Annotated in this window: 14 protein-coding genes, 3 tRNA genes and 1 pseudogene; 11 read left to right on the forward strand and 7 right to left on the reverse strand. The window is 74.0% G+C overall.

The window, feature by feature from the left end; genetic code table 11:
- Positions 1 to 96: 96 nt before the first annotated feature.
- The 9 genes and pseudogenes from VM95_RS19505 (at position 97) to VM95_RS19545 (ending at position 11,618) form a co-directional block, all read left to right on the forward strand.
- Complete coding sequence (locus VM95_RS19505) at positions 97 to 975, forward strand: RNA polymerase sigma factor SigF (protein ID WP_045698551.1); 879 nt, start codon at positions 97 to 99, stop codon at positions 973 to 975.
- A gap of 490 nt (positions 976 to 1,465) precedes the next feature.
- A complete protein-coding gene (locus tag VM95_RS19510; protein WP_063773525.1) occupies positions 1,466 to 3,817 on the forward strand; it encodes a hypothetical protein in 2,352 nt (783 codons plus the stop codon).
- 126 nt (positions 3,818 to 3,943) lie between these two features.
- The gene (pelF, locus tag VM95_RS19515) at positions 3,944 to 5,455 is read left to right on the forward strand and encodes a GT4 family glycosyltransferase PelF (protein WP_078860176.1); all 1,512 of its coding nucleotides are present in this window, start codon (positions 3,944 to 3,946) and stop codon (positions 5,453 to 5,455) included.
- Positions 5,452 to 7,047, forward strand: coding sequence for a hypothetical protein (locus VM95_RS19520; protein ID WP_045698553.1), 1,596 nt, complete (start codon positions 5,452 to 5,454; stop codon positions 7,045 to 7,047). The genes pelF and VM95_RS19520 overlap by 4 nt, the downstream gene beginning before the upstream one ends.
- Positions 7,048 to 7,139: 92 nt before the next feature.
- A complete protein-coding gene (locus tag VM95_RS19525; protein WP_045698556.1) occupies positions 7,140 to 8,132 on the forward strand; it encodes an SDR family NAD(P)-dependent oxidoreductase in 993 nt (330 codons plus the stop codon).
- A 70-nt stretch (positions 8,133 to 8,202) separates the two neighbouring features.
- Positions 8,203 to 8,904 (forward strand): annotated as a pseudogene (locus VM95_RS19530) (nucleotidyltransferase family protein); the annotation flags it as partial.
- Between the two features lie 125 nt (positions 8,905 to 9,029).
- Positions 9,030 to 9,941 (forward strand): NAD-dependent epimerase/dehydratase family protein, encoded by a 912-nt coding sequence (locus tag VM95_RS19535; RefSeq protein ID WP_045698557.1) that lies wholly within the window; start codon positions 9,030 to 9,032, stop codon positions 9,939 to 9,941.
- A complete protein-coding gene (locus tag VM95_RS19540; RefSeq protein ID WP_045698559.1) occupies positions 9,938 to 10,633 on the forward strand; it encodes a spherulation-specific family 4 protein in 696 nt (231 codons plus the stop codon). The genes VM95_RS19535 and VM95_RS19540 overlap by 4 nt, the downstream gene beginning before the upstream one ends.
- A 22-nt stretch (positions 10,634 to 10,655) precedes the next feature.
- Positions 10,656 to 11,618, forward strand: a complete 963-nt coding sequence (locus VM95_RS19545) for an endo alpha-1,4 polygalactosaminidase (RefSeq protein ID WP_244178850.1) — start codon at positions 10,656 to 10,658, stop codon at positions 11,616 to 11,618.
- A gap of 54 nt (positions 11,619 to 11,672) precedes the next feature.
- On the opposite strand, the gene VM95_RS19550 is transcribed toward VM95_RS19545, so the two are convergent.
- Complete coding sequence (locus tag VM95_RS19550; protein WP_045698561.1) at positions 11,673 to 11,870, reverse strand: hypothetical protein; 198 nt, start codon at positions 11,868 to 11,870, stop codon at positions 11,673 to 11,675.
- Positions 11,871 to 12,024: 154 nt separating this feature from the next.
- On the opposite strand from VM95_RS19550, the gene VM95_RS19555 reads away from it, so the two are divergent.
- On the forward strand, positions 12,025 to 12,978 hold the full coding sequence (locus tag VM95_RS19555; protein WP_045698563.1) for an aldo/keto reductase: 954 nt from the start codon (positions 12,025 to 12,027) through the stop codon (positions 12,976 to 12,978).
- A 72-nt stretch (positions 12,979 to 13,050) separates the two neighbouring features.
- Here VM95_RS19555 and VM95_RS38925 read toward each other — a convergent pair whose 3' ends face one another.
- The 6 genes from VM95_RS38925 to VM95_RS19585 form a co-directional block, all read right to left on the reverse strand.
- Complete coding sequence (locus tag VM95_RS38925; RefSeq protein ID WP_052707449.1) at positions 13,051 to 13,998, reverse strand: C40 family peptidase; 948 nt, start codon at positions 13,996 to 13,998, stop codon at positions 13,051 to 13,053.
- The gene (locus VM95_RS19565; protein WP_052707450.1) at positions 13,995 to 15,269 is read right to left on the reverse strand and encodes an SPFH domain-containing protein; all 1,275 of its coding nucleotides are present in this window, start codon (positions 15,267 to 15,269) and stop codon (positions 13,995 to 13,997) included. The genes VM95_RS38925 and VM95_RS19565 overlap by 4 nt, the downstream gene beginning before the upstream one ends.
- A 204-nt stretch (positions 15,270 to 15,473) precedes the next feature.
- On the reverse strand, positions 15,474 to 18,704 hold the full coding sequence (locus tag VM95_RS19570) for an Ig-like domain-containing protein (protein WP_045698566.1): 3,231 nt from the start codon (positions 18,702 to 18,704) through the stop codon (positions 15,474 to 15,476).
- A gap of 310 nt (positions 18,705 to 19,014) precedes the next feature.
- Positions 19,015 to 19,090: transfer RNA gene (locus tag VM95_RS19575), tRNA-Arg, on the reverse strand.
- 32 nt (positions 19,091 to 19,122) lie between these two features.
- Positions 19,123 to 19,198: transfer RNA gene (locus VM95_RS19580), tRNA-Arg, on the reverse strand.
- A gap of 175 nt (positions 19,199 to 19,373) precedes the next feature.
- Positions 19,374 to 19,467, reverse strand: a tRNA-Ser gene (locus VM95_RS19585).
- Positions 19,468 to 19,644: 177 nt separating this feature from the next.
- Between VM95_RS19585 and VM95_RS19590 the strand changes: the two genes are divergently transcribed.
- A partial coding sequence (locus VM95_RS19590; RefSeq protein WP_157882150.1) for a PAS domain-containing protein occupies positions 19,645 to 22,045 on the forward strand: 2,401 nt, incomplete at its 3' end.

Raw genomic sequence — 22,045 nt, forward strand, 5'->3', positions numbered from 1 at the left:
CGTGGCCGGTGTGCCGGTATGGAGGGGGTTGGGCCCCCGCCGGGAACCTCCCTGCGTCGGCCCCCGTTCAACCGTCAGTCACGAGGGGGTGGGCGCATGTCCGGAGAGCTCGGCACTGCGGAGATCCACGCTGGTCAGGCCGAGGCCGCGGCCGTCGCCGAGGGCGCCGTCCCGCACCAGCGGGCCACGCCGGACGAGGCCCCGCCCGGCGCCGGGCTGGACACCCGGACGCTCTCCCGCGCGCTGTTCCTGCGGCTGGCCGCGCTGGAGCCCGGCAGCCCCGAGCACGCCTACGTCCGCGACACCCTGATCGAGCTCAACCTGCCGCTGGTCCGGTACGCCTCGGCGCGCTTCCGCAGCCGCAACGAGCCGATGGAGGACATCGTCCAGGTCGGCACCATCGGGCTGATCAAGGCGATCGACCGGTTCGATCCGGAGCGCGGGGTGGAGTTCCCCACCTTCGCGATGCCCACCGTGGTCGGCGAGATCAAGCGCTTCTTCCGGGACACCAGCTGGTCGGTGCGGGTGCCGCGCCGGCTGCAGGAGCTGCGGCTGGCGCTCACCAAGGCCGGCGACGAGTTGTCCCAGCGGCTGGACCGCTCCCCCACCGTGGCCGAGCTGGCCGCCTGCCTGGGGGTCAGCGAGGAGGACGTGGTCGAGGGCCTCGCGGTGGGCAACGCCTACACCGCCAGCTCGCTCGACTCCAGCCCCGGCGAGGAGGAGGGCGACGGCCCGCTCGCCGAGCGGCTCGGCTACGAGGACCTCGCGCTGGAGGGCGTCGAGTACCGCGAGTCGCTGAAGCCCCTGCTGGCCAAGCTGCCGCCGCGCGAGCGCCGGATCATCATGCTGCGCTTCTTCGGCAACCTGACCCAGTCGCAGATCGGCGAGGAGATCGGGATCTCCCAGATGCACGTCTCGCGACTGCTCACCCGCACCCTGGCGCAGCTGCGCGAGGGCCTGATCCACGAGGGCTGAGCCGCCGGGGCTCCCGGGCCCCGGCGCGCCGCATTCCGGACGGCCCGCATTCCGTCCGCGGCCGGGGCGGTGGACGAACCCGCGCCCGCATTGCATATTCGGACTGCGTCGTGACACAAGGTGTCAGATATTGCATGAACCTGCCCATTGGGGCGGAGAGTTGTGCGAGAGTGTGACGCGCGACGACTTCGGTTCCGACACCCCCGGGAACGGCACGTCGATCTACGGTCGGTAACCAGCTGTAGCACTCGGCTTCCGGTTTTTCATTTTCAATTCATTATTTGCATCACCGGTCCCGTTCCGGTCACAATCAGCGCCTTCATGGCTTCGCCATGAACGTTGGTAACAGGTTCGCTGCACTCTCGCCCAATTGGTCCCTCGCACGGCCACGCCTCGACCAGGATGGGCGCCGGGCAGCCTGCTGCCCGCGAACAGCTACAGGGCAGGCGAGCGAGGACCACCCGGCGCCTGCCTCAAGGGGAGGATCACCATGGGTCGAGCGACCCGAAGAGTCGCCGCTTGCGCGGCGGCAGTTCTGCTGGCCAGCGGCCTCCAGACCACCCTGGCTTTCGGCGACACCACGCCGCCCAGGATCGACCTCACCATCCTGGTCATCGACGACGGCGGGCCGTCGGTCGCGGCGATCACCGCCGAGCTGAAGAGCCAGGGCACCCCGTACCAGGTCGTGCGTCTGAGTGACACGAGCCGGCCCACCATCACCGCCGCTTTCCTGAGCGACACGGTGAACGGCCAGCCGCGCGGGAAGTTCCAGGGCATCGTCATGCCCAACGAAAACCCGTTCAGCAACACCGCCGAGATGGCCGCGATCGCGAGCTACGAAGCGGCTTTCAACGTCCGCCAGATCGACGCCTACACGTGGGCCAACCCGGCGGTCGGGCTGAACTACGCGTCGAATCCGGGATACGTCGGCACCCTCGACGGATTCCAGGCGGCCACCACGGCCGCCGGAACTTCGGGCCCGTTCGGGTACCTCAAGGGCAGCGTCCCGTTCGAGGACAACGACCCCAACGTCAGCGAGAGTTACGGTTACCTGGCGACCCCGCTCGCCAACCTCCCGGCCGGAGCCTCGTTCACGCCGCTGGTCGACGCCGCGATACCCAACGCGACCACCCGCGGTTCCCTCGTCGGCGAATACGCCCACGACGGCCGCAAGGAACTGGTCGTCACGTTCGTCTACAACCAGTACCAGCAGCAGTACCGGCTGCTGGCCCGCGGCATGGTCGACTGGATCACCCAGGGCGTCCACCTCGGCTACGACCGGAACTACTTCGCCACCCACATCGACGACGTGTTCCTGGCCGACGACCGCTGGTCGACGACGCTCAAGTGCACCCCCGGCGACGTCACCTGCCCGCCCGGCACCCCGGACACCGGCAACCCGATCCGGATGACCCAGGCCGACGCGCAGTACGCCAAGCAGTGGGAAGCCACCAACAACTTCACCCTCGACATGCTGTTCAACGGCAACGGCAGCGAGGACTGGAAGGCCGACCACCAGACCACGGTGGACCCGACCGCCAGCCAGATGATCGCCGACCAGAGCAGCTACCGCTGGGTCAACCACACCTACAGCCACCCGTACCTGGGCTGCGTCCAGGACGTCACCGTGGTGCCGTGGCGCTGCACCAAGGACGCCACCGGCAACACCGTCTGGGTCGACTACAACACGATCTACGGCCAGATCAAGAACAACTTCGACTGGGCCACCAAGAACGGCCTGAACGTCGACCCGCAGGTGCTCGTCACCGGTGAGCACTCCGGCCTGCTGACCGCCCCGCAGGAGACCAGCGACAACCCGAACCTGGCGCCGGCGCTGGCCGCCAACGGCATCCGGTTCACCGGCAGCGACGCCTCCCGCGAGGCCGCCCAGCGGCCCGTGGGCTCGTCCACGCTGACCGTGCCGCGGTACCCGATGAACGTCTTCTACAACGCCGGCTCGGCCGTCGAGGAGACCGACGAGTACAACTGGATCTACACCAGCAAGGCCAACGGCGGCAGCGGCGTCTGCGAGAACAACCCCAACTCCACCTGTCTGTCCAAGCCGCTGGACACCGCCACCGGCTACCAGTCGTACATCGTGCCGCTGGAGGCCCGGATCGACCTCGGCCACGTGCTGAGCAACGACCCGCGGCCGCACTTCATCCACCAGTCGAACCTCTCCGAGGACCGGATCGCGTACCCGGTGCTGGAGAAGATCCTCGGCACCTACCGCTCGCTGCACGCCGACAACGCCCCGATCGTGAACCTCAGCGAGCGGGAGATCGGCCAGGAGTTCCAGAAGCGCGCGGCCTGGAGCAACGCCGTCGCCGCCGGCCAGGTCACCGCCTACCGGGTCGGGAACACCGTCACGGTCAAGGCGCCGGCGGGCGTTCAGGTCCAGGCCACCATGCCGACCGGAACTGCTCAGCAGCTGGTCATCGGGTCGACCGCCTTCGGTTCCGCCTACGCCGGTACGCTCTCCGGCTGGGTGTCCCCGGGCGCCCTGCAGAGCAGCGTCACCCTGCAGCTCCCCTCGGGCGCGGCTCCGGCCGCCCCGGCCGCCGTCGCGCCGAGCGTCGCGGCCAAGTCCGTCCCGGCTCCGGCCCCCGCGGACAAGAAGGTCGTCCCGCAGGGCGTCGCCACCCCCGTCCCGGTGGGTCCGAGCGACACCACCCGCAAGCCCGCCACGTCCCTCGTCCCCGGCAGCGGCACCCCGGTGCCCAGCAAGGACACCGTGGACAAGAACGGCACCACCGGCAACGGCGCCGGTGACGGGCAGCACGGCAAGCCCTCCGGGGAGCCGGCGCACCGCGGCACCAACGGCCGCCCCGGCGCCCGCTGACCGGACAGTCACTGGCAGAACCACCCGATGACGGGGCCGGGCCGTTCGACCGGCCCGGCCCCGCCACGGCCCCCGTCCGGCCATCCAGGCCGGACACCCGACGCAGGAACAGGAGGGGGGACAGGAATGCGCGTCACCCTGCTCACCGAGGGGACGTACCCGCACCAGCACGGCGGCGTGAGCGTCTGGTGCGACCAGCTCGTTCAGGGCATGCCGGACGTCGACTTCGACGTCATCGCCGTCACCGGAACCGGCCACGAACCCCTGGCCTGGGAGCTGCCCGCCAACGTGCGGTCGGTCACCACCGCGCCGCTGTGGGGCCCGGCCTCCGAGGCCCGGCCGCCCCGCGGCAAGGAGATGCGCCGCTTCCTCAACGCCTACGAGCGCTTCCTCCACTCCGTCCTCGACCCGGTCTACACGACCCACTTCGGCACCGAGCTGTACGGCTTCGCCGACCTCGCCAGGGCCGGGCTGCTCAGCCCGGCCCTGCGCAGCGAGCGCGCCCTGCGCACCCTCCAGCACGTCTGGACCCGCGACTACCTGCCCACCGCCGCCTCCCGGCCCACCCTGCACGACGCGCTGAACGCCACCGACCTGCTGGAGCACGCCCTGCGGCCGCTCTCGGTCGCACCGCCGAAGGAGGGCGTCGCGCACGCGGCCAGCGGCGGCCTCGCCACCCTGCCGGGGCTGATCGCCGCCCAGCAGTACGGCGTACCGTTTCTGCTCACCGAGCACGGCATCTACCTGCGCGAGCGCTACCTCGGCTACCGCACCGGCCCCTACCGCTGGCCCGTCAAGGCGCTGCTGCTCGGCTTCTACCGGATGCTCGCCGAGGAGAGCTACCGGCAGGCCGCCCTGGTCACCCCCGGCAACCGGTACAACCGGCGCTGGGAGGAGCGCGGCGGCACGCCGTCCAGCCACATCCGCACCGTCTACAACGGGGTGGACCCGGCGGCCTTCCCGCCGGCCGGGCCCGAGCCCGGGACGCCGACCCTCAGCTGGGCTGGCCGGGTCGACCCGATCAAGGACCTGGAGACGCTGATCCGGGCCTTCGCCATCGTCCACCGCGAGATCCCCGAGGCGCGACTGCGGCTCTTCGGCGGCACCCCCAAGGGCGGCGAGGCGTACCGGGACGGCTGCATAGCCCTGGCCGCCGAGCTCGGCATCGCCGACTCGGTGGCCTTCGAAGGCCGCGTCGCCGACATCACCGACGCGTACGCGGCGGGCAACGTGGTCATGCTCTCCAGCATCAGCGAGGGCTTCCCGTTCACCCTGATCGAGGCCATGTCCTGCGGCCGCGCGACCGTCTCCACCGACGTCGGCGGCGTGCGCGAGGCCGTGGGCGACACCGGCCTGGTCGTCCCCCCGCGCGAACCCGAACCGATGGCCGCCGCCGCGATCGAGCTGCTGCGCGACCCCGAACGGCGCGCCCGCCTCGGCGAGCAGGCCCGGCTGCGGGTGATCGAGCAGTTCACGCTCCGCCAGAACATCGACGGCTTCCGCGGCATCTACACCGAACTGCTCGGCACCGCCCGCTGGATGCCCGGCGGCATGGTCGCCGTCACCGACCAGGCGCCCAGCCCCGACTGGGAGCCGCAGCTGGCCGCCGGTACCGAGCGCAGCGAGGTGCGGGCATGAGTGGTCCGCTGCGTCTCGTCCCCGAGGACGGTGGCTCCGAGCGGACGATGCAGCTGCGCACCCTGCCGCTCAAGCGCCGCCGCCCCGCCCTCCCGGCCCGGCCCGAGCCGGAGCCCGAGGAGCAACTCGGCCTCTCCGCCGACCCCTTGGACGAACTCGCCGAGCGCCTGAACGACATCTGCGCCGACGCCGTCCACCCCTACGAGATCGCCGCCATCCTGGAGTCGGACGGCCTCTCGGACGAGCAGGCCGCGCTGCTGTACGGCCGCCCCGACGCGTTCACCGTCGCCGAGGAGCTGTTCGAGAAGGTCCAGCGCCGCTACCCCGGCCCGAGCTCCGAGTTCGCCAACCCCTGGCGGGCCGACCCCTGGCGCTGCGTGGTGCGCGGCCTGGTGTTCGCCCTGCCCGGGCTCGGCTACCTGCTCGGCGCCAACCTGTTCGCGACCGCCCGGATGCGCTTCGGCCTGCCCTCGGGCATGCTCGCGCTGTCCGTCGCCACCCTGGTCAGCTGGGGCTTCAACCAGGCGCTGGCGCACCGCGCGTACCGCTGGCTGGGCCGGCTGCGCCGCCGGGACGCCGCGCGCTGCCTGGCCGTGGGCGCGCCGCTGGGCGCGCTGGTCGCGGCCGCCGCCGCGTACGTGGTGGGCGGGCCGCTCGGCGCGCTGTCCTTCGCCGCCGGGCAGTCCGCCTACCTGGGCGCGGCCACCGTGCTGCTGGTGCTCGGGCGGGAGAAGTTCCTGCTGCTCGCGCTGGCGCCGGCCTCGGTCGGCGCGGGCGTGGTGCTGGCCGTCGACGTCCCGCAGGCGGTACGGACGGTGGTGCTGCTCGCCTCGGTGCTGCTGGCGGTCGGCCTGGCCGGCCGGGAGCTGGTGCGCTGCATCCGCGGCGTCGAGCCGGAGGCCGTCGAGCTGAAGCTGCCGCTGCGCCAGGAGCTGCCGCACCTGCTGTTCGGCCTGGCCTGCGGCGCGCTCACGCTGATCGCCGGCCTCGGCGAGACCATCCACCAGGCCGTGCAGGCCGGCGGCCACGCCGTCCACACCGCCGCCGTCCACGCCGGGGGACACCCCGCGCACGGCGCCCACGGTGCCCACGGCGCCGCGCACGAGGCGAAGGCCGCGCTGACCGGGCCCGCCATGATCGCGCTGACGCTCAGCCTGGGCCTCGCCGAGTGGCTGCTCTTCCGCTACCGGGCGATGGCGGTGGCCGCGCTGCGCACCAGCCACACCACCGGGCAGTTCGGCCGCCGCACCGGCGGCATCCTGCTCGGCTGCCTGTTCATCTACCTCACCACCGTGGCCGCGCTGGACGCCGCCGCGACCGTGCTGTGGCCCGGCGCCCCCGCGCTCGGCGTGCCGCAGCTCGGCGCGATGCTGCTCCTCGGCGGCTCGCTCTGGCTGGCGCTGCTGCTGAACGCCTTCGGGTTCAGCTGGAGCACCGCCCTCATCTGTCTGGCCGCCGCGACCGCCGAGAGCGCCGGGCTGCTGACCGGTGCGGACCCGATCGTCCTGCAGCTGATCGGCTGCGGGGCGGCCGCGCTCGTCCTCACCGCCATCGCCGGGCCCGCGCTCGGCCGTACCACCCAGCACCGCTGATCCACCGCCACCGACACACACCGAACGAATCACCGGCGGCCGCCGACCACACGGGCCCGGCCGTCCCCCGCAATCGAGAAAGCGAATCCCGCATGAGCAGCGTCGCGGTCACCGGAGCCGAAGGCTTCATCGGCTCCCACCTCGTCGAGACCCTGGTCGCCGACGGGCACCACGTCCGCGCGATGGTGCAGTACAACTCCTTCTCCTCCTTCGGCTGGTTGGAGACCCTGCCGCAGGAGGTGCTGGACTCGGTCGAGATCATCCTCGGCGACGTCCGGGACCCGGGCTCGGTCAACGGCCTGGTCAAGGGCACCGAGGCGGTCTACCACCTGGCCGCCCTGATCGCGATCCCGTACTCCTACCGAGCCCCCCACTCGTACGTGGACACCAACGTCACCGGCACCCTGAACGTGCTGGAGGCGGTGCGCCACCTGGAGATCCCGCGCCTGGTCCACACCTCCACCAGCGAGACCTACGGCACCGCGCAGACCGTGCCGATCACCGAGGACCACCCGATCAACACCCAGTCGCCGTACGCCGCCTCCAAGGCGGGCGGGGACCGGCTGGCGGACAGCTACCACGCCAGCTTCGAGACCCCGGTCGTCACGCTGCGCCCGTTCAACACCTTCGGCCCGCGCCAGTCGATGCGCGCCGTCATCCCGACCGTGATCGCCCAGGTCGCGGCCGGCCAGACCGAGATCACCCTCGGCGACCTGCGCCCGACCCGCGACTTCATGTTCGTCAAGGACACCGCCAACGCCTTCCGCACCGTGGGCACCGCGCCCGCCGAGACGGTGGTCGGCCGGACCTTCAACGCCGGCACCGGCGGCGAGATCTCGGTCGGCGACCTGGTCACCCTGGTCGGCAAGCTGATGGGCGTCGACCTGGTGGTGAAGGAGGACGAGCAGCGCATCCGTCCGACCAACTCCGAGGTCATGCGGCTCGTCGCGGACGCCACCCGGCTGCGCGCGGCCACCGGATGGGCGCCGCTGTTCACGCTGGAGCAGGGCCTGGAGCAGACCATCGAGTTCTTCCGCGACCCGGCCAACCTGGCGCGCTACAAGACCGACATCTACAACGTCTGAGCGTCGTAACGATCATGCTCGTCCTGGTTACCAAGGTTCGTGTCCTGCACATCCTTTCCGTGGGGGAAACATGCACGCAGTGATCCTGGCCGGCGGTAAGGGCGTTCGCCTCCGCCCCTACACCACCGCGCTTCCCAAGCCGCTCGTCCCGATCGGCGACCAGCACGCGATCCTGGAGATCGTGATGCGCCAGCTCGCCGCGGCGGGCTTCAAGACCGTCACCCTGGCCATCGGCCACCTCGGCCACATCATCCGCGCCTACGTCGGCAACGGCTCCCAGTGGGGCCTGCGGGTCGGCTACGCCGTCGAGGACAGCCCGCTCGGCACCATGGGCCCGCTGCTCACCATGCAGGACCGGCTGCCCGAGCACTTCCTGGTGATGAACGGCGACATCCTCACCGACCTGGACTTCTCCGGGGTGCTCAAGCACCACGAGGCGTCCGGCGCCCCGCTGACGATCGCCACCTACGCCCGCCAGGTCAAGATCGACTTCGGCGTGCTGACCACCGAGTCCGGCAGCATCACCGGCTTCCAGGAGAAGCCCAGCATCGACTACCGCGTCTCGATGGGCGTGTACGGCGTCTCGCGCTCGGCGCTCGCCAAGTACACCCCCGGCCTGCCGCTGGGCTTCGACGAGCTGGTGCTCGACCTGCTCGCCGCCAGGACCCCGCCGTCCTCCTACGACTTCGACGGCTACTGGCTGGACATCGGCCGCCCGGACGACTACGACCGGGCCAACGCCGAGTTCTCCACCATCCGCCCCATCCTGATGCCCTTCGAGTCGGCCGGCGCCACGCCGGGCGTGGCGGAGCTGCCGGTCCCGGCCGTCCGCACCGCCCCGGACGCCCAGGCCGCGGCGGAGGCCACGGCGGGCGTCGAGAGCGACGGACGGGCCGCGTGAGAATCCTGCTGCTCGGCGGCGACGGCTTCCTGGGCCGTCACGCCACCGCCGTCCTGCGGTCCCTGCCCGGTGCCACCGTGCTGACCGCGGGCCGGCGGCCCACCCACGACCTCCGGCTGGACCTGGCCACCGCCCAGGCCGGCCCGCTCGGCGAGGAACTCGCCGCACTGGCACCCGACGCCGTGGTCAACTTCGCCGGCGCGGTGGCCGGCAGCGCGGTCAAGCTCGCCGAGGTGAACGCCCGCGGCCCGGCGGTGCTCTGCGAGGCGCTGCAGCTCGGCGCCCCGAAGTCCCGCCTGGTGCACATCGGTTCGGCCGGCGAGTACGGCGTCTGCGCGGAGGGCGCATCGTTGTCCGAGGACGCCGACGCCCGCCCGGTCGGCGTCTACGGCGCGACCAAGCTGGCCGGCTCCCTCGCGGTGGCCGGCTCGCCGCTGGACGCCGTCGTGCTGCGGGTGTTCAACCCGGTCGGCCCGGGCGCCCCGGCGGGCTCGCTGCCCGGCCGGCTGGCCGCCGAGCTGCGCCGGGTCGCACCCGAGGGGCCCGAAGGCGTGGTGACGGTCGGGGACCTCTCCGCCTACCGCGACTTCGTGGACGCCCGGGACGTCGCCCAGGCGGTCGGCCTGGCCGTCGCCGCCGAGGGCCCGCTCCCCCGGGTGCTCAACCTCGCCTCCGGACGGGCTCAGCAGGTCCGGGCGCTCGCGGACGGCCTGGTCGACGCGGCCGGCTTCACCGGCCGGATCGACGAGAGCGGGGCCGGCTCCGAGCGTTCGGCCGCCGTCTCCTGGCAGCAGGCCGACGTGTCGGCCGCCGCCCGGGCGCTCGGCTGGCGGCCGACGACCGAACTCGCCGCCACCCTGCGCGACCTGTGGCTGAGCACGGCCGAGCCCGCCCCGGTGGTCGCATGACCGCCGGGCTCACACCCGAGGGCCGCCTGCTGGTGCCGCTCTACGTCCACCCCGCGGTGGACCGGGCGGCCTGGCAGGCGGTCGCGGCCGCCGACCCGGCCCGGATCGCCGCCGTGGTGCTCAACCTCGCGGACGGCCCGGGCGAGACGCCGGACGGCGTCTTCGCCGAGGCCGCGGAAGAACTCCGCGCCGCCGGAATGCCGTTGGTCGGCTACGCGGACACCGACTACGGCCGCAGGCCGCACGCGGCCGTCGTCGCCGACATCCTGACGTACCGCCAGCGGCACGGCATCACCGGCGTCTACCTCGACCAGGTCGCCGGCCACCCGGGCGCCCTGGCGCACTACCGGCGGCTGGCCACGGCCGCCCGGGCGGCCGGCTGCGGCACCGTGGTGTTCGGCCACGGCGACCACCCGGACCCGGGGTACGCCGAAGTCGGCCTGGCCGACCTGCTGGTGACCTTCGAGGGCGACTGGGACGCGTACCGCGCGATGACGCTCCCGCTGTGGACCGGCCGGCACGCGGCCTCCCGCTTCTGCCACCTGGTCTACGACGTCCCGCCCGAACACGCCGCCGACGCCGCCGCCCTGATCGCCGCCCGCCGGGCCGGCGTCGGCTGCGCCGTCCCGGGTGCCGGGGAGAACCCCTGGCGCACCCTGCCGTACGGTCTGACCGCAGCTGAACTGACCTGACCCGATCCGGAGTTCGACAACCGTGAACCGCCGTACCCGGCTGCTGCCGGCCGCCACCGCCCTCGCCTGCGCCACCGCGCTGCTCGCCACCTCGTGCAGCAGCTCCGGTTCGGACGACGACCACGACTCGGCGGACGACTCGCCGAGCACGCCGCCCGCGGCCACCGCGCCGGCCACTCCCGGCACCCCCGGCACCTCGCCCGCCACCCCCGGCACGCCGGGCGCCACGACCGCCCCGCCGACCACCGGCACGACGCCCGGCAGCACCGCCCCGCCCCCGGCCGGCGCCCGCTGGCAGCCCACCCCCGGCCTGGCCTGGCAGTGGCAACTCGGCGGCACCGTCGACCAGTCGGTGGACGTGCCGGTTTACGACATCGACGGCTTCGAGAACGACGCCTCGGTGGTGGCCGCGCTGCACGCCAAGGGCCGCAAGGTGATCTGCTACATCAACGCCGGCTCCTGGGAGAACTTCCGCCCCGACGCCAACGCCTTCGCCAAGGCCCTGCAGGGCTCGGACACCGGCTGGAAGGGCGAGAAGTGGTTCGACATCCGCAAGTTGGACCAGTTGAAGCCGCTGATGGCCACCCGCTTCGACATGTGCAAGAGCAAGGGCTTCGACGCCATCGAGCCGGACACCATCGAGGCCTACAACCAGAACAGCGGCTTCCCGCTCACCCCGGACGACCAGCTCGCGTACAACCGCATGCTCGCCGGACTCGCGCACGAGCGCGGCCTGGCCATCGGCCTGAAGAACGACCTGGACCAGATCCCCGCGCTGCTGCCGGACTTCGACTTCGCGGTCAACGAGGAGTGCTCGCAGTTCGACGAGTGCGACCGCGTCTCGCCGTTCATCAAGGCGGGCAAGGCCGTGTTCCACGTCGAGTACAAGCTCGACACCGACCAGTTCTGCGCCAAGACCAAGTCGCTCGGCTTCAGTTCGATGCGCAAGCAGCTCGACCTGAACGCCTGGCGCAAGCCCTGCTGACCACTCCCGCCGTGCGGGTGACCCTCCTCCGGGTCACCCGCACGGCGTGGAAGGTCACTTGACCGCCAGCCAGATGACGGCGCCCAGGACGGCCACGGCGAGGACGGCGACCAGCGCGATCACGCCGGTGCGGTTGCCGCCGCTGCGGCCGTAGGTGGAAACGGAGCCCGGGGCCTGCGGCGCCGGGGTCTCGTCGACGAACGCCCGGAACATCTGGGTGCTGCCGGCGGGGTCGTAGTCGTTGTCAGCCATGGCACGGACTCTAACGAATCCGCCCACCTCAGGCACACCCCGGGCCGCACCCCGCGCCGTCGCACCACCCGGTGGTGCGACGGTGGTGCGACGGGCTCGTGAAATCCGTGCGACCGCAGGAATGCGCCGTCCCGTGATCCGGTTGACTGCGGGCATGACCGGAACTCCCAGCCGGGTGCGCCTCGGCTCCTCCGACCTGTCCGTCTTCCCGCTCTCCCTCGGCGGCAACGTCTTCGGCTGGACGGCCGACGAACAGCAGTCCTTCGCCGTCCTGGACGCCTACACGGCCGCCGGCGGCAACTTCATCGACACCGCCGACGTCTACTCGGCCTGGGCCCCGGGCAACACCGGCGGCGAGTCCGAGACCGTCATCGGCGCCTGGCTGCGCAGCCGGGGCAACCGCGACGACGTGGTGATCGCCACCAAGGTCGGCATGCACCCCGAGGCGAGCGGCCTGAGCGCGGCCACCATCAAGGCCTCGGCCGAGGGTTCGCTGCGCCGCCTGGGCGTCGACCACATCGACCTCTACTACACCCACCGGGACGACGAGACCCCGGTCGAGGAGTTCGTGACGGCGCTGGACGAGCTCGTCCGGGAGGGCAAGGTCCGGGCCGTCGCCGCCTCCAACATCGGCGCCGAGCGCCTGGCCGAGGCGCTGGCCTTCGCCGAGCGCGAGGGCCTGGCCCCGTACGTGGCCGTCCAGCCGCACTACAACCTGGTCTCGCGCGCCACCTTCGAGGGCCCGCTGGCCGAGGTGGTCGCCGAGCACGGCCTGGCCACCGTCCCGTACTACGCGCTGGCCTCCGGCTTCCTGACCGGCAAGTACCGCCCGGGCGGCCCGGAGGTCCCGAGCGCCCGCGCCGAGGGCGCCGCCCGCTACCTGGCCGAGCCGCGCGGCCCCAAGGTGCTGGAGGCGCTGGACACCGTCGCCGCCGAGCACGGCGTCGAGGTCGCCACGGTCGCCCTGGCCTGGCTCGCCGCCCGCCCGACGGTGGCCGCCCCGATCGCCAGCGCCCGTACCGTCGACCAGCTGCCCCCGCTGCTGGCCGCCGCCGCGCTGGAGCTCACCCCGGCGCAGACCGCCCTGCTGGACGACGCCTCCGCGTAGGGCCTCCCGAACGACGGCCGGGCCGCTCGCAGAAACGTTCCTGCCAGCGGCCCGAACCCGTTCACCCCCGCGCTACGGCCGCCCGAAGTGGGTCGGGTAGTAGCCCGGGTTGAGCGTGGATATCCGGACGGTCCTGCCCGGCCGGGGCGCCTCGACGAACGTGCCGCCGCCCAGGTAGATCCCCACGTGGTGGATCCCCGAGGCCCGGCCGCTGTCCGACCAGAACACCAGGTCGCCGCGGCGCAGCTGCCCCGCGCTGATCGGCGTGGTGGCCGCGTACTGGTCGTCGGCCACCCGCGGCAGGCTGATCCCGCTGCGCCGGTAGGCCTGCTGGACCAGCCCGGAACAGTCGTAGCCGGACGGGCCGTTGCCGCCCCAGACGTACGGCTTGCCCAGCTGGGCGAGCGCGTAGTCGATCGCCGCCTCGTTGCTCCCGGTGGACGCGCGGTCCTCGGCCGGCCGGGGGGCCTGCGGCGCCGGGCCGCCGCCGGACTGCCCGGTGCGGTTCAGGTAGACGTCGTAGTGACTGGTCCACCGCCACTCGCCCGAGCCGTTCTTGAACCAGTACTTCGACCCGTCCCAGCCCTGCCGCAGCCCCCAGGAGGAGGCCGAGCCGTTGGACACCGGCGCGGCGCCGGAGTCGCCGGTGCGGCTCAGGTAGACGTCGCGGTGGCTGGTCCACCGCCACTCCCCCGCACCGTTCTTGAACCAGTACTTCGACCCGTCCCAGCCCTGCTTGCCGGCCGCGGCGTGCGCGGCCCCGGCCCCGGCCGTCAGACCGAGCGCACCGGCCCCGGCCAGCACGGTGGTGGCCAGGCAGGTGCCCCGCACCACCCGGTGTATTCGGCTGCCACCGGCCGACGCGGCGGGGCGGGCGGTGCGCGGCCGGGCCGCGCAGTTCGGGCAGCCGCAACCGGCGATCGCGGGGACGCTGCCGAAGCTCTCCTCGAAGCCGATCAGGCCGGAACCGGCCCAGGCCTCGACGTCGGGCTCGGCGTACGCGCCGGTGGCTATCCTCATGCGGGTCGTCCTTCCTTCCGCCCGGCCCGGGCGGCCGGGGGCGGTACCGAGGCGGCCACTCCGGCCGGGGCGACGAAGGCGACCAGCAACTGCTCCATCAGCGCGCTGCGGGCAGCCTCGTCCAGTTCGTGGGCGGTGGCCCGCTCCAGCCGGCGCACGGCCAGCGCGGCCGCCTCAACCGCGTCGTCGACGAGCACCGTCCGCAGCCCGGCGTCCAGGTCGGCCAGCCGGCGACGGCGCATCGACTCGGCGACCTCGGGCGCGTAGTCCAGCGCGAGCGGCTGCGCCGAGTACACCTCCAGCCCGGCCGGGGCCGCCTCGGCGGCCAGCGCCCGGGTCAGCTCGTCGGCGAACCACTGCCCGTCGCGCAGCGCCGGCCCGGGGGCCGCGTTGCTGTCGCACGGCAGGGTGGACGCGGTGCGGGTGAGCACCGCCTGGACCTGCTCGCGCAGGTAGCCCTCGTGGTCCTCGATCGCCAGCAGCGCCCGCGCGGTGTCCTTGACCCGCCAGACGACCAGCAGCCGCACGACGATCGGCGTACCGGTCCGGTCGACCACCTTCACGGGCTCGCTGCGCCAGTGCCGCAGCCGCACGTCCACCCGGCGCCGGCGCAGCAGCGGGTTGACCCAGACCAGGCCGGTGCGGCGGACGGTGCCCCGGTAGCGGCCCCAGCGGGTCAGCACCCGGGTCTCGCCGCCCGCGTTGGCCAGCAGGCCGGCGAGCACGACCACCACGAGCAGGCCGGCCGCGCTCACCGCGGCGACCGACACGGCGTCCACCTCGGCCCGCCCAGCGGCCCGCACGGCACCGGTGCGCAGGTCGGGCAGCCGGTCCCAGTGCGGGATCACGCCGGTGCGCAGCAGCACGTACAGCACGCCCGCCACGCCGAGCAGCACCGCCAGCAGGGCGACCCAGCCGGGCAGCGCGGTGGCGCGGTGCTCGCGCAGCGCCTGGTCCGCGCGCGGGGGGCGGCGCGAGGTGGCGGCGGCGGGCACGCCGACCGCACCGACCTCGGGCAGCTCGACGGTCTCCGGGGCGGCGGCCTCCAGCGGGTCGCGCGGGTCCACCGGGCTCGCCGCGGACGGGACCGGCACGACCGCCAACGGGGTGGTCGCCGGCCCGCCGTCGACCGGGCCGACCGGCTTGCCGGTCTTCGCGGTCGCGGCTCTGGCCAGCGGGCTCGCGCCCGAGGCGGAACGTTCCGGCAGTACGGGCGGAAGCGTCTTGGGCAGGTGGTCGGGTCGCTGCGAAGAATCGCGGGTGACGTCCATGCACGGGTCCTCAGGGTCGGTGTGTCGCGCAACGGGCGGCCCGGATCTGACGGGCAGTGCCAGAGTCAGGCTAAGTTCATACGTCATCAAATGCGACATTTGAGCTGAGGTGTGTCGACATTTGCTGACGAATCATCCAAAGCCGGACCTGACGCGCAGGCACATGAACGGATGGTCGGGACAGTTCGGACGAGTCGGCGCTGGTCAGCGCCTTCTGCTGCCGGGTCCCCGGGCGAACACCCGGCGGGTGATCAGCCCGATCCCGGCGAGCACGAGCAGGACCCCGGCGAGCGCGGCGCGCCAACCGGACTCCCGGTGCGGCGCGGCGGCCGCCTGCTCATCGGCGGGCGGGGCCGCCTGCGGCCGCGCCGCTCCCCCGGCGGGTTCGTCCTCCCCCGCCTCCTCCGCCTGCCCGGCGGCCGGGGCCGAGGCCGAGGCAGTCGGGGACGGCGGAGCGGAGAGGACGGGCGCCGCCGACACCGCCGGGGACGGCCCACCGCTCGGCTGCGGCGCAGCGGCCGAAGCGACACCGGAGCCCGAACGAGCCGCCGAGGCCGGGGCGGCGGTCGAGGCGGTCGGGCTCGGCGCCGCCGGAGCGACCACCGGGCTCGCCGACGCGGCCCCGGACGCCACGGCCGCCGCCGTCCGCGCCGCGTTCGGACCGACCGCCGCCGACGCCGTGCCGCTCGGCGTTGCCACCAGCACCGGACGAACCGTCACCGGCGGCACCACGATCGGCACCACCCCCGGCACCGGCACCTCAGCCACCGCGCTCACCGATGCACTCGGCGAAGGCACCGCACTCACCGATGCGCTCGGCGAAACCGCCGGGCTCGGCGAAGGCACCGCCGAGGCCGTGGCGCTCGGCGAAGCCACTGGACCGGTCGGCACCGGCACCGGAGGAACCGTCACCGGCGGCACCACGATCGGCACCGCCACCGGCGGCACCACCCCCGGCACCGGAACCTCAGCCACCGCACTCGCCGACGCGCTCGGCGAGGCCACCGCGCTCGCGGACGCCACCGCCGAGGCCGTGGCACTCGGCGAAGCCACTGGACCGGTCGGCACCGGCACCGGAGGAACCGTCACCGGCGGCACCACGATCGGCACCACCCCCGGCGGCACCACCCCCGGCACCGGAACCTCAGCCACCGCACTCGCCGACGCGCTCGGCGAAGCCGAGGCCGTGACACTGGCAGTCGCAGTGGGCGTGACGGTGGGCGTGGGGCTCGGCGCCACCGGCCCGGCGGACGCCGAAGCGGACGCCGACGCCGTAGGCGTCGCCGCCCCCGGCCCCTCCGCGGCGACGCGGATCGCCACCGGGTTCGCCGAGCTCGCGTTCCCCGCCCGGTCGGTGGCCGTGACGACGAGCTGCTGCTCCCCGTCCGTCAGATCCCGGTTGGCGGTGCAGCTCCAGCTGCCGTCGAGCGCCGCCGCGGCCCCGCACAGCACCGTCGTCTGCGTCTGGTCCGACCCGCCCGCCCGGGCGGTGACCAGCACGTTCGCTCCGGGTTCGGCCTTCCCGGCGAGCTTGGGCCGACTGGTCCGGACGGTCTCGCCGGCGGCCGGGGAGGTGAGGACGGGCTTGTCCGGCGGGACGGTGTCGACGACCAGCGACGCCGTCTGCCCGGGGGTGTGGTTCCCGGCGGCGTCGACCGCGACCGGGGTGAGCAGGTGGCGCCCGTCCGCCAGGTTCTCGACCGGGAGGCAGGACCACTGGCCGTCCCCCCGCACGCCGGTGGTGCAGAGGTCGACGCCGGCGTTCTGGTCGGCGACGGAGACGGTGCTGCCGGCCTCGCCGGTGCCGGTGAGGGAGAGCCCCGGGTCGTTGGTGTACTCGGGGAGGCTGAGCACGGGCGCGCTCGGCGGCGCCGTCTTGACCCGCACCCGGACGGCCTCGCCGCGCAGCACGACGCCACCGCTGGTGGTCTCGACCGGGCTGAGGGCGTGCGGCCCGGCGCCGAGCGCCGCGTCGGGGCGGCAGGACCAGTCGCCGCCGCGCCCGACCCGGGCCCTGCACACCGCCGTGTCGCCGTCCCGGACTTCGACGGTGGCGCCGGCGATGGCGCCCTCGCCGCGGATCTGCGGGCGGGCGTCGGAGAGCGTGCTGCCGTCGACGGGCTCGGCGATCTCGGGCCGGGCGGCGCCCACGGTGAGCTTGACCCGCTGGTCGGTGACCTCCCCGGAGTCGGCGAAGCCGCCGGAGGGGACGAGTTGACTGGTGTCGCGGGCGATCCGCAGCCGGGCCCAGGTCTCGCCGCTGACCGCGCCGGGCGGGACGGTCCACTCCAGCGTCGCCGTGTCGGCGCCGGCCGGGATCTCGGTCTGGACCCGCTCGGCGGGGTCGAAGTGGCCGGTGTGGTCGAAGTCGATCCAGCCGGCCAGGGTCGCGGGCTGGTCGCCCACGGCCACCGGGACGGTGAGCCGGTAGTAGCGGCCGATGGCGGCCTCGGCGGGGAAGCTGATGGACGGGTCGGCGCCCTGGTACTCGCCGCGGCCGGGCTGCAGCCGGGGCGGGGGCGGGCTGGCGACGGGCCGGTCGAAGGGGCTGCGCCGCGCGGCGCCGTGGTCGAGCTGGACCAGCGGCTCGTCGCCGGGCCCGCCGGCGGCGGAGGCGGCCCGGGTGCGGTGGGCGGAGCCGGCGGCGTCCTGGCCGAGGAACAGGTCGGTGAGCACGTGCGAGGCGTTGCCGTAGTCCTGCGGGGCGGTGCCGAGGTCCTCGTCGACGGTGACGGTGTAGGCCTGGCGCAGCGCGGGTGCGGCGGTGGTGCTGCCGGCCCGGGCGGTGGAGCGCTGCTCGACGCGGAACTCCGCGGTGCGGACCGTCCCGGCGAGTTCGAGGGTGCCCTCGGCGGCGGTGCCGGCCGTGGCGTCGCCGCTGCCGTCCGCCCCGGCAGGGGCGAGGCCGGTGGCGTCGACCTTCCAGCCGGGCCAGTCGGTGCGGCCGATCAGGGTGGGGGCGGCGGGCGAGCCGCCGGTGAGGGTCAGCCGGGCCGCGGTGCTGGTGGTGCCGGACTTCCCGGTGGCGAGCGCGGCGAGCCCGCTGAGGTGCAGCCGGGGGTTGCGGACCGGCCGGGAGAAGGTCACCCGGAGCGTTCCGACCTGCTGCCAGGAGCCGTCCGTCCGCGGGCCGTCCGCGGCGACGGCGAAGACCTGCGCGGGATCTCCGGCGCGCATGCCGTCCGCGTACGCCGTGGCCGCGCGCCCCCCGCCGGGCCGGTCGGCGAGTTCCCCGGCCGAGGCGGTGACGGCGGTGCCGGCGGTGCCGGTGAAGTCGAGTTGGACGGCGAGGCCCGAGGGCAGGACGGCCCGGTGCTCCCCCGACCAGGCGTCGGGGGACTGCTGGGCCACCGAGAGCGGGGCGTTCCAGCCGGTCAGCAGCCCGGCCGTGAGGACGGCGAGGGCGGCAGCTGTGCGGGGGAACTGTCGGCTCATCCGGCTCTCCTTCGCGGTCGGCTGCCGGGGTGCCGGGCAGTCTGGGCACAAGATCTGACAAAACGGAATCACGATCCGGAGCCGGTCATACTGCGACACCTGCGCTTTTGCCCGGGTCCCACCCGTTCGGCGGCGATCCGGGCGGCAGGACGGGATGTACCCGAAACAGCCGCATTTCATCCATTAGGCGGCAATCGACCGCCGCTCGAACGGCCGAGGGGAACGGGCCGGGAACGCCCCGGGAACGAAACGGCCCGGGACGGAACGGAGAACGAAAGAAGCCCCCGGCCGATGGCCGGGGGCTTCTTGCTGGTGCGCTCAGCAGGATTCGAACCTGCAACCTCTTGATCCGTAGTCAAGTGCTCTATCCGTTGAGCTATGAGCGCAAGGAACGGGCGAACCCGATCTTGCGGAGTTTTGGTGCGCTCAGCAGGATTCGAACCTGCAACCTCTTGATCCGTAGTCAAGTGCTCTATCCGTTGAGCTATGAGCGCTCGCCCTGGTGAACGTTGTCTCCGGGGCGGTGCGAGGACAACATTACATGACCTGCGACGTGGGACGAAATCGATTGCTCCGGGGCCGGAGGACCGCCCCGCGGACCCGGGGCCGCGACCGGGTCCGGACATGCGAGGAGCCCCGCCGACAAGATCGTCGACGGGGCTCCTCGGCTGGCGGAGGCTGAGGGATTTGAACCCTCGATCAGGAATAACCCCGAAACCGCATTAGCAGTGCGGCGCCATAGACCGGACTAGGCGAAGCCTCCCCACAGGGACCGTACCCGCGCGAGCGGGCCCGTTCCGTGTGTCAGTGATGATGCCACAACCCGGGGGCTCGGCACCAACCACCGCCCACGTTACTAGGCGGGTCCTCCCCGCCGCAAAGAAGAATGAGATACTGCCGTCTCCGGAGGAGCTGCCCTGAGCCGAGGAGACCTGTCGACGTGAGCAGCAGGCCGATCCGAGGCGCTGCTCGCCTCGCCGCCATACTCGACGCCCTGCCCGACGCGTTGCTGCTGGTGAACAGCAACGGCACCGTCGTGGACGCCAACAGCGCGGCCGTCCAGGCGCTGCAGGCGCCGGGCACCTCACTGGTCGGCATGGGCGTGCTGGGCCTGCTGCCCGAGTTCGACCCGAGCCGCATCCCCGGCTCGATGCGCCCGGCCACCCGCGAGGGCGAGCCGATCGAGCGCCCGGTCCGGATGACCGCCCACCGCACCGACGGCGTCACCTTCCCGGTCGAGGTCTCCGGCAACGACTTCACCGACGACGGCAGCGAGGGCCGCGGCTACGCGCTCTCCCCGCTCGTCCCGTACGACCCGTACCGCGAGGGCTCGCGCTCCCCCTCCTCCTCGGACCTGCTCCTGCTGCTGGTCCGCGACCTCTCCGGCCGGCTCGGCGTCGAGGCCGAGCTGCGGCGCCAGCACAAGCAGACCGAGATGATCCTGCGGGCCGCCGCCGAGGGCGTGCTCGGGGTGGACCTCGAAGGGCGCTGCGTGCTGGTCAACCCGGCCGCCGCGCACATCCTGGAGTACCGGGCGAGCGAGCTGGGCGGGCGCGAGCTGCACCCGCTGATCCAGCACTCCCGGCCGGACGGCACCCCGCTGGCGCTGGAGGAGTCCGCGCTGCTGGACACCCTGGCCTCCGGGCGCAAGCACCGGGTGCGCGGCACCGTGCTGTGGCGCAAGGACGGCCGGCCGGTCACCGTCGACCTCACCACCGCCCCCGTCCGGGACGGCGACCAGCTGGTCGGCGCGGTGATGACGTTCACCGACCGCAGCCGCGAACTCGCCCTGGTCGCCCGCAACGAACACCTCACCGCCGTCCTGGAGGACGAGCTCGGCAGCGCGCTGACCGCGTTGAACCAGCGGCTGGAACGGCTCGCCGCCGACCCGGCCGGGCAGCTCTGGCCGGAGGCCAACTGGACGCTGCGCCGGCTCGCCGACGAGTGCCGCCGGTACGGGAAGCTGATCGACGGCGTGCTGGCCCACCAGCGCGCCGAGTCCGGCGAGGCCGGCCCGGCCGAGGGCGGGGACAAGGACGGCAAGGGCGGCCGGAAGCCGGCCGAGCAGCGCGTCCCGGTCGGCCTGGACCTGGTGGTCCGGCGGGCCGTCGAGGAGGCCGGCGAGCTGACCGGCCCAGGCCGGGTCCGGTTCTCGGTGCACGCCGCCGCGGTCGAGGTGATCGCCGACGAGCGGCGGCTGGCCCAGGCGCTGGCCCACCTGGTCGCCGACGTCAGCGGCGTCGGCCCCGCGCTGGACGCCCCCGCGCCCGTCTCCCCCGGTCTGGCCGTCCCCGGGCTGCCCGGCCCGGTCGCCGTGCAGGCCGCCGCCGCCCCGCCGACCGTCGTGCTGGCCGCCGCCCAGCGCGGCGAGGTCGCCCGGGTGGAGATCCGCGGCCCCGGCCGCGGCGGCAGCCCCGTCCACCTGCCGATAGCCCGCGCGGTGGTCGAGCGCCACGGCGGCGTCCTCCAGCCGCACGAGCTGCCCGGCAAGGCCGGCACCACGTACGTCGTCGAGCTGCCGCTGGACCCGGTCGCCGCGAAGGCCGCCGCCGAACGCGCCGCCGCCGAGGGCCGCTCGGACCGGCCCAAGGAGAGCGACAGCGCCGTCCTGCCCGAGCTGCCCGGCATCCCGCAGCTGCCCAGCAGCGGCGATCCGGCCCAGCCCGCCGCGAACGCCGTGAACGGCACGGACAACACGAACAGCACGGACACCGCGGAGGCCGCGAACGCCCCCGAGGGCGAGCCGCGGCAGGCACCCGCCGAGGAGCCCCCCGCCGAGCGGCGCGGCCGGCGCGGCCGACCCGCCGCCGAGACCCCGGCGGCCCCGGCCCCCGCCGCGCCCGCCGACCAGTGGCCGAACGCCCCCGCCCGGATCGAGCGGGACGTCCCCGAGCAGTGGCACGGCACCGGCAACGACCCCGCGTACGGACGCCAGGGCCTGCCCGGACCGGACGGCGCCCCGAACGACCCGTGGGGCAAGGACGACGGGGGCTCCGGCCCCGCCTACGCCGTGCCCGTCGAGGGCGGCCGCCCGCAGCAGGCCCGGCCCGGCGGCCGCGAACCGCTCGCGCTCGGCCCCGGCCCGACCCCCGCCGAGGCGGCCCCCGAGCAGCCCGGCACCCCGGTCGGCGACGGCGGCGAGGCCAGGCCCCGCCGGCGCCGCGGCCTGCCCTCCGCCGAGGACTCCTCCGGCGGCCTCGCCCTGCCCGGGCTGCCCGACGCACCGGTCTACCCCGGCCTGGAGCACGCCCTGCCCGCCGGTCCGCCGCCCGCGCTGCCCGAGCCGGCCGCCGCGCCCACCGGCCGCCGACGCCGCCTCGCCGTCCCGCCCGGCCCCGGCC

It is taken from the genome of Streptomyces rubellomurinus, from assembly GCF_000961885.1.
GTDB lineage: Bacteria > Actinomycetota > Actinomycetes > Streptomycetales > Streptomycetaceae > Kitasatospora > Kitasatospora rubellomurina.